Here is a 12,944-nt window from a genome sequence, read left to right as displayed (position 1 = left end):
CGTCATCGTCGTCGAGCGGTGTGTCCGGGGTGTTCGTCAGGCCGGTTCTTCAGGGACGCCGCAGCTCGGCCTTGCCGAGCGCCGCGAGGTGGACCTCGTCCGGGCCGTCCGCGATCCGGAGGGACCGGGCGCCGGCGAACATCTCGGCGAGGGGCTGGTCGGACGTCATGCCGGCCGCGCCGAAGAGCTGGATCGACTGGTCGAGGATCCGCTGCACGGCCCGGGGCACGGCGATCTTGATGGACTGGATCTCCGTCATCGCCTCGCGGTTGCCGACGGTGTCCATGAGCCACGCCGTCTTGAGGACCAGGAGCCGGAGCGCCTCGATCTCGATGCGGGACTCGGCCACCCACGACCGCACCACGCCCTTCTCGGAGAGGGGACCACCGAACGCCGTACGGGTCCGCGCCCGCTCCCGCACCAGCGAGAGGGCGCGCTCAGCGGTGCCGAGGGCGCGCATGCAGTGGTGGATCCGGCCCGGGCCGAGCCGCGCCTGGGCGATGGCGAACCCGTCGCCCTCGCCGCCGAGGAGGTTCGCGGCGGGCACGCGAACGTCGTCGAACACGATCTCGGCGTGGCCGCCGTGGTCGCGGTCGTCGTAGCCGAGGACCGTCAGCGGCCGCACGAACGTGATCCCCGGGGTGTCCCGGGGGACCAGCACCATGGACTGCTGCCGGTGCCGGGCGGCCTCCGGGTCGGTCTTGCCCATGACGATCAGGAGGGCGGCGTCCGGGCTCATCGCGCCGGTGGCGAACCACTTGCGGCCCGAGACCACGTACTCGTCGCCCTCCCGCCGGATGCGGGTGGCGACCTGCGTCGCGTCCGACGACCCCACGTCCGGCTCCGTCATGCAGAACGCGCTGCGGATGGTCGCCTCGAGGAGCGGGGCGAGCCAGCGCTCCTGCTGCTCGGGCGTGCCGAAGTGGGCGAGGAGCTCCATGTTGCCCGTGTCGGGCGCGGCGCAGTTGAACGCCACCGGGGCCAGCCGGGGGCTCCAGCCCGTCAGCTCGGCCACGGCGGCGTACTGGAGGTTGGTCAGGCCGGCGCCGGCGCTGCCCGGGAGGAACAGGTTCCACAGGCCGAGCGCCCGCGCCTCCTTCTGGAGGTCGCGCACGACGGGGCGGAAGGTCCACTCGCCGGGCGTGGCCCCGACCTGCTCCGCCAGCACGGGCTCGGCGGGGATCACCCGGTCGTGGAGGAAGGCCGTCACCTCCTCGACGAGCGCGGCGGTGCGGGCGTCCTGGGCGAAGTCCATGTCAGTTCCTCCTCGGGGTGGCACGCGCGAGGCCGTCCTCGGCGAGCGGGGCGACCAGGTCGCCGATGGTGTCGAACCCCGTGCCGACGGTCTCGCCGGCACGGAAGCGGTAGTGGATGCCCTCGAGGATCACGGCGAGCTTGTACGACGCGAACGCGCGGTACCAGGCGAGGTCCGGCGTCGGCACGCCCGCCCGGGCGGCGTACGTGTCGACCACCTCGTCGAACTCGGCGTAGCCCGACCCGGGCACGACGGCGCTGGCAGCGGGCCCGGCATCCCCGGCGATCGAGGTGATGTCCCAGTACATGCCGAGCATCCCGAGGTCGACGAGCGGGTCGCCGAGCGTGGCCATCTCCCAGTCGAGGACGGCGGCGATCTCCGGGGCGTGGGGCGGGCCTGCGACGAGCGCGTTGTCGAGCCGGTAGTCGCCGTGCACGATCCCGGTGCGTCCGTCCTGGTCCGGGAGGAGGTCGCCGAGGCGGTCCTGGAGGGCGTCGAGGGCGGGCTGCTCGCGGGACCGCGACGCGTCGTACTGCCGGCGCCAGGTGGTGAGCTGGCGGGCGAGGTAGCCGTCCGGGCGGCCGAAGTCCGCCAGGCCCACCGCCGCCGGGTCCACCGTGTGCAGCTCGGCGAGGATCTCGGCGAGCTGGAGGCTCAGCCGTCGAAGGGCCTCCGGGGGGTAGGCGGCGTTGTGCTCGGGGCGGGAGAGGACGGTGCCGGCCACGTGCTCCATGACGAAGAAGACGGTCCCGGTGACCTCGTTCGTCGCCGTGTCGTCCACGACGTCGACGGTGGGCGGCACCGGGACCGGGCTGCCGTGCAGCGCCGAGATGACCCGGTGCTCGCGGCGCATGTCGTGGGCGCTGGACAGCACGTGGCCCAGCGGTGGACGGCGCACCACCAGCGGGGCCCGCGCGCCGTCCACGCGGTAGGTGAGGTTGCTCCGGCCGCCCGCGATCAGCGTCGCGGTCAGCGTCGCGGTCAGGTCGCCGCCCGCGACCCCCGGGTGCTCGCGCGCGAGCCATCGCGTCAATCCCGCGCAGTCCAGGCCCGGCACGTCGGTCATCCTCGACCCCTTCGTCGTCGTCCCCGGCCGCCCGGCCGGTGCCGAGCAGCATACCGCGCGGTCGGTATGCGTGGCGACCACCCGCGATGGGCGAGCCGGGCGCCCGGGGCTCCGCCCCGCCCGGCGCCCGCTCCGCCGTCGGCCCGTGACCTCAGCCCGTGATGTGCTCCGCCACCGCGCCGCGGACCGCGTCCGGGACCGGCACCGGGCGGCGCGTGACCGCGTCGACGAACACGTGGGTGAACGCGCCCAGCGCGATGGGCTCGTCCTGCTCGGGGCGGAGGATCCGCAGGTCCCAGGTGAGGCTCGTGGTGCCGACCTTCTTGACGCCGACCTCGACCTCGAGCTCCTCGGGGAACGACGCCGACTCCCGGAACACGCACGACGACGCCACGCACACCGCGATGGTGTCGCCCTCGGGGTCGAGCCCGGTGTGCTGCATCATCCACCGGTTCACGGCGGTGTCCATCGCCTCGTAGTAGACGGTGTTGTTGACGTGGCCGTACTGGTCGTTGTCGTTCCAGCGCAGCGGGAAGGGCTGGCGCACGGGGGGGCGGGACATGGGTCTCCTTCGACGTCGGTCGGTCCCGCGGTCAGGCGACGCGCAGGATGTGGCGGAACGCGGTGCGCGCCCGCTCGGTGCTGGGGGGCTCGCCGGTGATCAGGTCGGCGTAGGTGAACGACTCCGACACCCGCACCAGCAGGTAGGCGAGGGATGCCGGGTCGATGGCCCCGCCGAAGGGGGCGTCGCCGAGGTCGCGGCGCACGATCCAGTCGGTGGTGGCCAGGTACCGCCGCTGGATCTCGCTCTCCTTGGTGGTGAGCAGGCGCAGGGCGCGGGCGGGCTCGCGGCGCAGGAACGTGCGGAAGTACTCGGCGCGGATGAGGTCGTCGACGAAGCGCGTGAGCAGCGCGGCGACGCGCTCGGCGCCGGCGAGGTGCGCCGTCGCCTCGTCCGCCTGTACCAGCGTGGGCCCGGCCAGCGACCAGAGCACCTCCGACAGCAGCGTGTCCCGGTTGCCCACCCAGCGGAAGACGGTGGCGCGGTCGACGCCGAGCGTCGTCGCGAGCCCGCCCATGTCGATGCGGTGGCCGTCGATGAACGCGGCCCGGGCCAGGTCGAACGCCCGGCGGGCGTCCGGGTGCGTGCCGGTGGCCAGGCGCTCCGACAGCCACGAGGGCGCGGCGGCCAGCCCCACGGTGGCGACGGGGTGCCCGACGGCGCCGGGGTCGCCTGGCGTGCCCGGCTCGCCCGGGGCGGCCCCCGTGACCCCCGGGGTGCTCGGGGCGCCGGACGGGTCCGCGGCCAGGGCGGCGGTGCCCTCGGTTGCTGCCATGACCGCATGCTAACCCGCTCGACCTGGGAATGTGCAACATATCCGCAGATGATGCATACTGGTTCAGACCGACCGGTCGGACTGTTGGGCTGCCGCCCCGCAGACCGACCCTGATCGACGACGATCGGAGGATCGATGACGCTCGCCCCTGCATCACGACCGGCGTCCGCGGAGGGTTCTGCCCTGCTGGACGTCGACTTCTACTCCTTCCAGGACCTGCTCACCCCCGTCGAGCAGAAGGCCGCGCTGGCCGTCCGCGAGTTCATGGAGCGTGAGGTCCGCCCCATCGCCGACGACTACTGGGACCGGGCCGAGTGCCCGGTCCACCTGTTCCGCCCCTTCGCCGAGCTCGGCAGCATGGGCGCCGCCTGGGAGGAGACCCGGGCGTTCGAGAACTCGGCGGTGTTCCGCGGCTGGGTCGGCATGGAGCTGGCCCGCGTGGACTCGTCCTTCTGCACGTTCATCGGCGTGTCGAGCGGGCTCGCGATGAGCTCGATCGGCGTGGGAGGCTCGCCCGAGCAGCGCGCGCAGTGGCTCCCACCCATGGCGAGCGGCGAGCTCATCGGCGCGTTCGGTCTCACCGAGCCGCTGGCCGGCTCCGACACCGCCAAGGGCCTGCGCACCACGGCCACCCGGACCGGCGACACCTGGGTGCTGAACGGCGCCAAGCGCTGGATCGGCAACGCGACGTTCGCGGACGTCGTGGTGATCTGGGCCAAGGACACCGCCGACGACCAGGTGAAGGGCTTCCTCGTCCGCAAGGGCAGGCCCGGCTTCACCGCCACGAAGATCGAGCGCAAGCAGTCGCTGCGCATCGTGCAGAACGCCGACATCGTGCTCGACGGCGTCGAGGTGGCCGAGGCCGACCGCCTCCAGGCGATCGACAGCTTCCGCGACGTGGCCAAGGTGCTGCGGATCACCCGCGACGGCGTGGCCTGGCAGTCGCTCGGCACCGCGATCGGCGCCTACGAGGCGGCCGTCGCGTACGTGGCGCAGCGCGAGCAGTTCGGGCGGCCGATCGGCAGCTTCCAGCTCGTCCAGGACAAGCTCGCCACCGCGCTCGCGAACATCACCGCCAGCCTCGGCATGTGCGTACGCGTGTCGCAGATGCAGGACCTCGGCACCCAGCGCGACCAGCACGCCGCGATGGCCAAGGCGTTCGTCACCACCCGTATGCGCGAGACGGTCGCCCTGTGCCGCGAGGTCTGCGGCGGCAACGGCATCACCCTCGACCACGGCGTGGCGCGCTTCTTCGCCGACGCCGAGGCCGTCTACACGTTCGAGGGCACCAAGGACATGAACCAGCTCATCGTCGGCCGGTCCATCACGGGCCACGCGGCGTTCGTCTGAGAGGCGGCACACCACATGACCGAGGCTTACATCGTCGCGACCGCGCGCTCGCCCATCGGGCGGGCGTACAAGGGGTCGCTCAAGGACGTCCGCGCCGACGACCTCGCCACCCAGATGGTGCGCGCCGCCATCGAGAAGGTCCCGGGCCTGGACCCGGCCCGCGTGGAGGACCTGCTGCTCGGCTGCGGCCTGCCGGGCGGCAGGCAGGGCATGAACATGGCCCGCATCGTGGCCGTGCTGCTCGGGTGGGACACCGTGCCCGGCGCCACGGTGACGCGCTACTGCTCGTCCAGCCTGCAGACCACCCGCATGGCGTTCCACGCCATCAAGGCGGGGGAGGGCGACGTCTTCGTGTCCGCCGGCGTGGAGTCGGTGAGCGGGATGGCCGTCGGGTCCAGCGACTACATCGAGGGCGTCGACCTGAACAACCCGCGGTTCGCGGACGCCCTGGCGGCGACCGAGAAGCGCGCGGCGGGCGGCGCCGGGCCGTGGGTGGACCCCCGGGGGTCGGCCTCGCTGCCCGACCCGTACATCGCCATGGGCCAGACCGCCGAGAACGTCGCCGGGCTCTACGGCATCACCCGGGCGGACCAGGACGCGTTCGCGGCCCGCAGCCAGCAGCGCGCCGAGGCCGCGATCGCGAGCGGGTTCTGGGCCGGGGACATCACGCCCGTCACCCTCGCGGACGGCACGGTGGTAGCGGCCGACGACGGCCCCCGCCGCGGCACCACCGTCGAGACGCTCGGCACCCTGCAGCCGGTGTTCCGGCCCGACGGCACCGTCACCGCCGGCAACGCGTGCCCGCTCAACGACGGCGCGGCCGCGGTGGTCGTGGTGTCGGAGCGCATCGTCGAGGAGCTGGACCTGCAGCCGCTCGCCCGGATCGTGTCCACCGGCGTGAGCGGACTGTCGCCCGAGATCATGGGCCTCGGCCCGGTCGAGGCGAGCCGGCGGGCGCTCGCGCTCGCGGGGCTGTCGATCGGCGACATGGACCTCGTGGAGATCAACGAGGCCTTCGCCGCGCAGGTGATCCCGTCCGCGCGCGAGCTCGGGATCGACGAGGAGCGGCTGAACGTGCACGGCGGCGCGATCGCCGTCGGGCACCCGTTCGGGATGACCGGGGCGCGCATCACCTCCACGCTGATCAACGGCCTGACCGCCACCGGCGGCCGCTACGGGCTGGAGACCATGTGCGTGGGCGGCGGCCAGGGCATGGCGATGGTGATCGAGCGGGTCTGACGCCGTCCGGCCGCGGGAGCGGACGAAGGCACTACCTCGGCGGGAGACCCCCGCCGAGGTAGTGCCTTCGTCCGTCGAGGTGACTATCTCGGCGGGAGACCCCTGCCGAGATAGTGCCTTCGTCGGACGAAGGCACTACCTCGGCACGGTCGTCAGGCCGGGACGTACAGCGACAGCGTCTGCGCCACCAGCGCCGGCTTGTCGGCGCCCTCGATCTCGACCGTCACCGTCGAGCTGAGCCGCACGCCCATCGACGTCGGCTCCGCGCCGGTGATCTCCGTGCTCGCGCGGACCCGCGACCCGGCGGTCACCGGGTTCAGGAAGCGCACCTTGTCCAGGCCGTAGTTCATGGCCATGGCGATGCCGCCCACCTCGATGAGCGCCGACGCGAGGTGCGGCAGGAGGGAGAGGGTGAGGAAGCCGTGCGCGACCGTCGCGCCGAACGGGCCCTCCGCCGCCCGCGCGGGGTCGACGTGGATCCACTGGTGGTCCTCGGTGGCGTCGGCGAACGCGTCGATCCGGTCCTGGTCGACCGTGAACCACTCGCCGGTCGCGCGGGAACCCACGGCGTCGGCCAGCTCTGCGGGGCTCGAGACGTGGATCGTCATGCGCGGGGACCGCCCGCCACGTACAGGACCTGCCCGGACACGAAGCCCGCCTCCTCGGAGCAGAAGAACGAGATCGCCGCGGCGATGTCCTCCGGCTGCCCCACGCGCCCCACGGGCACCTCCTTGGCCATCCCGGCGAGGAAGTCCTCGAACGGCACGCCCACGCGCTCGGCGGTCTCGCGGATCATGTCGGTCTGGATCACGCCGGGCGCCACGGCGTTGGCGGTGATGCCGAACTTCCCGAGCTCGATCGCGAGCGTCTTGGTGAAGCCCTGCATGCCGGCCTTGGCGGCCGCATAGTTGGCCTGGCCGCGGTTGCCCAGCGCCGACGTGGACGACAGGTTCACGACCCGGCCCCACTTCGCCTCGACCATGTGGGCCTGGAGCGCGCGGGTCATGAGGAACGCGCCGCGCAGGTGCACGCTCATCACCGAGTCCCAGTCGTTCTCGGACATCTTGAACAGCAGGTTGTCGCGCAGGATCCCCGCGTTGTTCACGAGGATCGTGGGCGCGCCCAGCTCGTCGCGCACCCGGGCCACCGCGGCCTCGACAGCCGCGGCGTCGGCGACGTCGACGCCCACGGCGAGCGCGCGACCGCCGTCGGACACGATCCCGGCCGCGGTCTCGGCGGCCTGCTCCTCGAGGAGGTCGAGGACGGCGACGGCGTGGCCGTCGGCGGAGAGGCGACGGGCGGTCGCGGCACCGATGCCGCGGGCGCCGCCGGTGACGACGGCGACTCTGGTGGGGGAGGTCATGCGGGGGTCCTTTCGTCGAACGTGATGAGCTGGCGGAGCTCCTCGCCGGCGGCGAGGCGGTCGAGGGCGGCGGGCAGGTCGTCGAGGCCGATGCGGGTGGAGACGAGCCGCTCGAGCGGCAGGCGGCCCGCCCGCCACAGCTCGACATACCGCGGGATGTCGCGTTCCGGCACGGCGGACCCCAGGTAGGAGCCGACGACGGTGCGCGCCTGGGCGGTCAGCGTCAGCGGGGAGATGCTCGCCCGGGCGTCGGGGGAGGGCAGGCCCACGGTCACGGTGGTGCCGCCGGGGGCGGTGAGGGCGAACGCGGTCTCGAAGGCGCGGGCCGACCCGGCGGCCTCGACGACGACGGGGGCGGCGACCCCGGCGGCGACGGCGTCGTCGGGGGTGTATGCGGCGGTGGCGCCGAGGGAGCGGGCGAGGTCGAGCTTGGCCGGGACCATGTCGATGCCGACCACCTCGTGGCCGAGGGCGACGGCGACGAGGAGCGCGGCCATGCCGACCCCGCCGAGGCCCACGACGACGACGGGTTCGCCCGGGGCGGGGCGCCCGGCGTTGAGCACCGCGCCGCCGCCGGTCAGGACGGCGCAGCCGAGGAGCGCGGCGACGTCGGCGGGCACGTCGGCGTCGACCGGCACCACGGAGGTGCGGCTGACGACGGCGTGGGTGGCGAACGCGCTGACGCCGAGGTGGTGGTTCACGGTGACGCCGTCGCGGTGCAGGCGGAGCCCGCCGCCCACGAGGGTGCCGGCCGCGTTGGCCGCGCTGCCGGGGGAGCAGGGGAGGCGGCCGTCGGTGCCGCACTCGGTGCAGTCGCCGCAGCGGGGGAGGAACGTCATGACGACGCGCTGGCCGGGGGCGAGGCCGGCGCCGGGACCGGCCTCCTCCACGATCCCGGCGGCCTCGTGCCCGAGGAGCATGGGGGTGGGTCGCACACGGTTGCCGTCGACGACGCTGAGGTCGGAGTGGCACAGGCCGGCGGCCTCGATCCGTACCAGGAGCTCGCCGGGGCCGGGTGGGTCGAGGTGGACCCGCCCGACGGTCAGCGGGCGGGAGCTGGCGTAGGGCGCGGGGGCGCCGCAGCGTTCGAGCACGGCACCGGTGATCTCCATCGATCCGACCTCCTCGTCGTAGGTCCGGACAGCATACCGACTGTACGGTATGTTGCGGTACACCGGATGCCACGGCGGCGTGGCGGTCGCCGCAGGTGCGACGCGACGCGAGGCTACCTCCTTGCGGCGGGGGTGGTACCCGTGCTCTGTGTGGCGGCCTCGCGCTCCGCGCCGCGCTCCTCCCAGGTCTGCACCACCCAGAAGGCCAGGAAGCCGAGCAGGAGGACGAACTCGAGGTTCCAGAACCAGCGGGAGTCCTCCTCGACCCAGCCGAGGAGCCGCGCGCCGCCGGTCGCCACCAGGCCGACCAGGATGACGAGGAAGACAGCGACGTACGCCGCGGAGACCGCGACCCGTCGCGGGTCCGGCGTCGACTCCCCCTCGGCGTGGCGCCGCACCCCGGTGAGGCCGCCGATCGAACCGAGGCCGCTGAGCAGCGCGACCACGGCCATCGGGGCGAAGACGAGGACCGCGGCGGCGTCGTGGGCGTTCAGGAGGAAGGAGTTGTCCGGTACCGGACCGGCGTGCTCGGTGGTGAACCAGACGATCCAGCCGATCCAGACCGCCCAGGCGAGGCCCGCGCCGGCCAGCTCCTCGTTCCGGGTGGGCTCGCGGTCGCTCGCGTCGAGGACCCGCTCCCGGAACCACGACCACAGCGTCGAGCGCTTCGGGCTCGCGGCTGCCCGCGGGCGCGTCCAGATGTAGATCGTGGCGAGGACGAGGCCGATCGTGGCGATCGCGAGGTAGCAGGTGACGGTGAACTCGGCCCGCAGGACCCACTCCGTGCACGCCGCCGCGTCCCAGCCGGGCTCCGTGGGGCTCGGCGGCTGCTGCCCGGCGAGCGTGCCGGCCTCCTGCCCGAAGCAGCGCAGGCTCGCCGGGTCGTGGGTCGGCACGAACGCGACCACCGGCGCGAAGAGGCCCGCGAAGTTCAGCAGCGGCTCCTGGAGGCCCCGGCCCCGGATCGCGATCATCGCGGCGCCCACCGCCACCAGCACCCCCACGAAGATGCTCTGCACCGGCGTGTACCAGGAGGCGCTGATCGACCCGAGCGGGACGTCGTTCTGCGGCGAACGGTCCCAGGCGATCACCGCCCCTGCCAGGAGGACGATCATCAGGATGATGGCGACGCGCAGGTAGAGGTAGGTCGCGGCCGCATGGCTCGCGGTGGCGAGCGGCTCTGCCGGGGTCTCGGGGGTTGCGTCCACGACGGTCATCCTGCCAGCGCGGGCCCTGACCTGCGCGGTTGACACCCTGTCGGGCCAGGGGTGTACTGGTGTTCTATCGAACACTCGTTCGAGTCGGGCCGGGGGCAACGTGCCGGCCCGGACAGAGCTGGACCGGGTCACCACCGGCAGCACCATCGCTGGAGGGTCCATGACCGTCGTCGTCCCCGACCACCCGCCTGAAGGAACCGCCGCCCACCGGCACGACCAGGCACGCGCCGCCCTCCAGGCGGCGGAGCTGCGGACGGGAGTACGGCGCGGCGGCCGTCCCCGTCGCGGGGCGGCGGTGGTGCCGCTGCAGGTCCAGCGCCAGGTCGACGTGATCGGCGCGGACGTGGCCGGTCCGGACGTGGCCGGCGAGAGCCACCGCCTGCACCCCGTCCACCCCGACCTGGCCGCGCTCCTCCCCGACGGCGGCCTCCGGGAGGGCAGCACCGTCGTGGTGCGCAACTCCACCACCCTCCTCCTCGCCCTCCTCACGGAGGCGTCGAAGGCGGGGGCGTGGGTCGCGCTCGTGGGCCACCCCGCGGCAGGCCTGGCCGCCGCCGGCTGGGGGCTCGACCTCGACCGCACCGTCAGCGTCCCGGCTCCCGGCCCCGACGCTCCGGCAGTGGTGGCGGCGCTGCTCGACGGCCTGGACCTCGTCGTCGTCGGGCCGAGGACCCCGCTGCTGGAGAGCGACCGCCGTCGGCTCTCCGCCAGGGCACGCGAGCGCGGCAGCGTCCTGATCGCCGTGGACGAGCCGGGCGCGGCGGGTATGGCCGGCGCGGCGCGCCCGGCCTCGCCACGACCAGGCGATCGTGCACCAGAAACAGGCGTTCGCGGTGCACGATCGCCTGATCGCGGCGCCCACGTGGTGCTCGACGTCCGCGGCGGCTCCTGGTCCGGCTCCGACCACGGGGCGGGCTGGCTGCGCCGCCGCAGCCTGACCGTGCACCGCACGGGCCGGGGCGCCGCCGCGCGCCCCGTCGACCTGGAGGTCGTGGTGCCGCTGCGGGTGGAGGTCGTGGTGCCGGGGACGCGCGTCGGCCGGGTCGCGCACGTCGCCGCCCATGCGGCGCCCGTCCGGCTGCACGCGGTGCCCGACGTCGCGCCCACCGTCGGCGACCCCGACGAGAGGCTCGCCGGATGAGCACTGCGGACACGACGCGTACCGCCGTCCTCTGGGTGCCGGACTGGCCGGTCGTCGCCGGGCTCGCGGTCGCGGGCCTGGGCTCCCACGTGCCGGCCGCGGTGCTGGGCGGGTCGAGCAGCAGCGGCGCGGGGGCGGGCACGGGCCAGCGGCTGGTCGCGGTGTCGGCGGTGGCGCGCGCGGCCGGGGTGCGGCGTGGCATGCGGCGGCGCCAGGCGCAGGAGCGCTGCCCGGACCTCGTCCTCCTGCCCGTCGACGACGGCCGCGACGCCCGCGAGTTCGAGCCTGTCGCCGTCGCGGCGGAGACCGTCGTGGCGGGCCTCGAGATCGCCCGCCCGGGTCTCGTCCTCCTGCCCGCCGACGGCGCCGCGCGCTACCACGGCTCCGAGGAGGCGCTGGCGCAGGCGCTGGTGGAGCAGGTCGCCGACCGCACCGGCCACGAGTGCCAGGTGGGCGTCGCCGACGGCTTCCTCGCCGCCGTGCTCGCTGCCCGCGAGAGTCACGTGGTCCCGCCCGGCGGGTCGCGCGCATACCTCGCGCCCCGCCCCGTGGGGGAGCTGCTGCATGCGGCGGCGGTGCCGTCGTCGGGCGGGGGGACGGCCCGGGGGACGGGCGGCGCTGACGTCGGAGCCGTCGCGGAGCTGGCCGACCTGTGGCGGCGCCTCGGCCTGCACACGCTCGGCGACCTGGCGGCCCTGCCCGAGGCGAGCGTGCACGCCCGGTTCGGCGACGCCGGGACGTGGGCGCAGCGGCTGGCGCGCGGCGAGGACGTGCGCCCGCCCGCCCGACGCCGGATCGAGGGCGAGATCACCGCGGCCCAGGAGCTGGACCCGCCGGCGACGCGGGTGGACGTCGCCACGTTCGCGGCCCGCCGCCTCGCCGACGACCTGCACCACCAGCTCGGCTCCCGCGGCCTCGCGTGCGGGCGGCTGCGGATCACGGCCCGCGCCGTCGACCCTGTCACCGGCGACGCCCGCACCCTGGAGCGGCTCTGGCGGGTCGACGACGGCGCGCTCGGCGGGCTCACCGCCGCCCGGATCACCGACCGGGTGCGCTGGCAGCTGGAGGGCTGGCTCACGGCGTCGGCGGTGGCGCGAGGCCGTGGGGCCCGGGCGGCGCAGCGGCAGGCGAACGCGCCAGACCGCTTCCAGGATCGCGAAGGGGGAGTTAGGCGGACCTGGAAGCAGTCTGGCGCGCACCTCGAGGACGGCGCGGCCCCCGAGAGCGAGCCCGCCCTGGAGATCGCCCACCTCGCCCTCACTGCCGAGGAGGTCGCGCCCGCCGGAGTGCTGCAGCCGCGCCTGTGGGGCCCGAGCGCGGGCGAGGACCTCCGCGCTCGCCGCGCGCTCGAACGCGTCCAAGGCCTGCTCGGCGGCGACGCGGTGCTCACCCTCCAGGTGCAGGGCGGTCGCGACCCGCGCGACCGCGTCCACCTCGTCCCCTTCGGCGAGGAGGCGCCGCCCGCGCGCGACCCCGGCCGTCCCTGGCCGGGTGCCCTGCCCCAGCCCGGGCCGTCGCTCGTGCTGCCCGAGCCGGTCCCCGCCGCCGTCCTCGACGCCGACGGGCGCCCCGTCGTGATCGACGTCCGGCTCGCCCTCAGCGGCGCCCCCGCCCGGGTGCAGGTGGAGGCCACGCCCGGGGTGGCCCCGGCGTCGGCCCGGGACCTTGCCTGCACCGTCGTGGACTGGGCCGGGCCCTGGCCCGTCGCGGAGCGGTGGTGGTCGGTCGCGGCGCGCCGCCGCGTCTTCCTCCAGGTGGTGGCCGACGACGGCCGCGGCCTCCTCCTGTCCGCCACCGCGGGCGCCTGGTCGCTGGAGGCGTTGTATGACTGAGCCGAAGGTGCAGCGGAACGTGGGGCCGCAGC

At 74.7% G+C, this 12,944-nt stretch carries 12 protein-coding genes; 4 read left to right on the top strand and 8 right to left on the bottom strand.

Annotated elements, in window-relative coordinates:
- Positions 1 to 49: 49 nt before the first annotated feature.
- From D1350_RS13510 to D1350_RS13495, 4 genes are all read right to left on the bottom strand, one after another.
- A complete protein-coding gene (locus D1350_RS13510; RefSeq protein WP_125776542.1) occupies positions 50 to 1,255 on the bottom strand; it encodes an acyl-CoA dehydrogenase family protein in 1,206 nt (401 codons plus the stop codon).
- A 1-nt stretch (position 1,256) separates the two neighbouring features.
- Entirely contained in the window at positions 1,257 to 2,321 is a 1,065-nt protein-coding gene (locus D1350_RS13505; protein ID WP_125776541.1) for a phosphotransferase family protein, read from the bottom strand.
- A 151-nt stretch (positions 2,322 to 2,472) separates the two neighbouring features.
- Positions 2,473 to 2,883: an acyl-CoA thioesterase gene (locus D1350_RS13500; RefSeq protein ID WP_125776540.1), complete on the bottom strand. Its 411-nt coding sequence runs from the start codon at positions 2,881 to 2,883 to the stop codon at positions 2,473 to 2,475.
- A 31-nt stretch (positions 2,884 to 2,914) separates the two neighbouring features.
- Positions 2,915 to 3,658, bottom strand: coding sequence for a QsdR family transcriptional regulator (locus D1350_RS13495; protein WP_164545169.1), 744 nt, complete (start codon positions 3,656 to 3,658; stop codon positions 2,915 to 2,917).
- A 135-nt stretch (positions 3,659 to 3,793) separates the two neighbouring features.
- Between D1350_RS13495 and D1350_RS13490 the strand changes: the two genes are divergently transcribed.
- Together D1350_RS13490 and D1350_RS13485 are read left to right on the top strand one after the other, a co-directional pair.
- The gene (locus D1350_RS13490) at positions 3,794 to 5,008 is read left to right on the top strand and encodes an acyl-CoA dehydrogenase family protein (protein WP_125776539.1); all 1,215 of its coding nucleotides are present in this window, start codon (positions 3,794 to 3,796) and stop codon (positions 5,006 to 5,008) included.
- Positions 5,009 to 5,023: 15 nt separating this feature from the next.
- Positions 5,024 to 6,247 carry an acetyl-CoA C-acetyltransferase gene (locus tag D1350_RS13485; RefSeq protein ID WP_125776538.1) on the top strand — a complete coding sequence of 408 codons (1,224 nt, stop codon included), beginning with the start codon at positions 5,024 to 5,026 and terminating at the stop codon, positions 6,245 to 6,247.
- A 152-nt stretch (positions 6,248 to 6,399) separates the two neighbouring features.
- Here D1350_RS13485 and D1350_RS13480 read toward each other — a convergent pair whose 3' ends face one another.
- The 4 genes from D1350_RS13480 to D1350_RS13465 form a co-directional block, all read right to left on the bottom strand.
- Positions 6,400 to 6,855, bottom strand: coding sequence for a MaoC family dehydratase (locus tag D1350_RS13480; protein WP_125776537.1), 456 nt, complete (start codon positions 6,853 to 6,855; stop codon positions 6,400 to 6,402).
- On the bottom strand, positions 6,852 to 7,610 hold the full coding sequence (gene fabG, locus D1350_RS13475; RefSeq protein WP_125776536.1) for a 3-oxoacyl-ACP reductase FabG: 759 nt from the start codon (positions 7,608 to 7,610) through the stop codon (positions 6,852 to 6,854). The genes D1350_RS13480 and fabG overlap by 4 nt, the downstream gene beginning before the upstream one ends.
- Positions 7,607 to 8,722: a zinc-binding dehydrogenase gene (locus D1350_RS13470; protein ID WP_125776535.1), complete on the bottom strand. Its 1,116-nt coding sequence runs from the start codon at positions 8,720 to 8,722 to the stop codon at positions 7,607 to 7,609. Before D1350_RS13470 ends, fabG begins: the two co-directional genes overlap by 4 nt.
- A gap of 113 nt (positions 8,723 to 8,835) precedes the next feature.
- Positions 8,836 to 9,930: a hypothetical protein gene (locus D1350_RS13465; RefSeq protein ID WP_125776534.1), complete on the bottom strand. Its 1,095-nt coding sequence runs from the start codon at positions 9,928 to 9,930 to the stop codon at positions 8,836 to 8,838.
- A gap of 169 nt (positions 9,931 to 10,099) precedes the next feature.
- Here D1350_RS13465 and D1350_RS13460 point away from each other — a divergent pair, with 169 nt between their 5' ends.
- Positions 10,100 to 11,080 carry a hypothetical protein gene (locus D1350_RS13460; RefSeq protein ID WP_125776533.1) on the top strand — a complete coding sequence of 327 codons (981 nt, stop codon included), beginning with the start codon at positions 10,100 to 10,102 and terminating at the stop codon, positions 11,078 to 11,080.
- Positions 11,077 to 12,912 (top strand): Y-family DNA polymerase, encoded by a 1,836-nt coding sequence (locus D1350_RS13455; RefSeq protein ID WP_125776532.1) that lies wholly within the window; start codon positions 11,077 to 11,079, stop codon positions 12,910 to 12,912. The genes D1350_RS13460 and D1350_RS13455 overlap by 4 nt, the downstream gene beginning before the upstream one ends.
- Positions 12,913 to 12,944 lie beyond the last annotated feature (32 nt).

Source organism: Antribacter gilvus (assembly GCF_003946865.1).
In the GTDB taxonomy this organism is placed as follows: Bacteria; Actinomycetota; Actinomycetes; order Actinomycetales; family Cellulomonadaceae; genus Antribacter; species Antribacter gilvus.
This window is presented reverse-complemented; position numbering and strand designations above follow the sequence as displayed.

What these genes read in the sequence shown, in the direction of transcription:
- D1350_RS13510 (WP_125776542.1), bottom strand. Translation starts at nt 1,255, where the DNA reads ATGGACTTCGCCCAGGACGCCCGCACCGCCGCGCTCGTCGAGGAGGTG.
- D1350_RS13505 (WP_125776541.1), bottom strand. Translation starts at nt 2,321, where the DNA reads ATGACCGACGTGCCGGGCCTGGACTGCGCGGGATTGACGCGATGGCTC.
- D1350_RS13500 (WP_125776540.1), bottom strand. Translation starts at nt 2,883, where the DNA reads ATGTCCCGCCCCCCCGTGCGCCAGCCCTTCCCGCTGCGCTGGAACGAC.
- D1350_RS13495 (WP_164545169.1), bottom strand. Translation starts at nt 3,658, where the DNA reads ATGGCAGCAACCGAGGGCACCGCCGCCCTGGCCGCGGACCCGTCCGGC.
- D1350_RS13490 (WP_125776539.1), top strand. Translation starts at nt 3,794, where the DNA reads ATGACGCTCGCCCCTGCATCACGACCGGCGTCCGCGGAGGGTTCTGCC.
- D1350_RS13485 (WP_125776538.1), top strand. Translation starts at nt 5,024, where the DNA reads ATGACCGAGGCTTACATCGTCGCGACCGCGCGCTCGCCCATCGGGCGG.
- D1350_RS13480 (WP_125776537.1), bottom strand. Translation starts at nt 6,855, where the DNA reads ATGACGATCCACGTCTCGAGCCCCGCAGAGCTGGCCGACGCCGTGGGT.
- fabG (WP_125776536.1), bottom strand. Translation starts at nt 7,610, where the DNA reads ATGACCTCCCCCACCAGAGTCGCCGTCGTCACCGGCGGCGCCCGCGGC.
- D1350_RS13470 (WP_125776535.1), bottom strand. Translation starts at nt 8,722, where the DNA reads ATGGAGATCACCGGTGCCGTGCTCGAACGCTGCGGCGCCCCCGCGCCC.
- D1350_RS13460 (WP_125776533.1), top strand. Translation starts at nt 10,100, where the DNA reads ATGACCGTCGTCGTCCCCGACCACCCGCCTGAAGGAACCGCCGCCCAC.
- D1350_RS13455 (WP_125776532.1), top strand. Translation starts at nt 11,077, where the DNA reads ATGAGCACTGCGGACACGACGCGTACCGCCGTCCTCTGGGTGCCGGAC.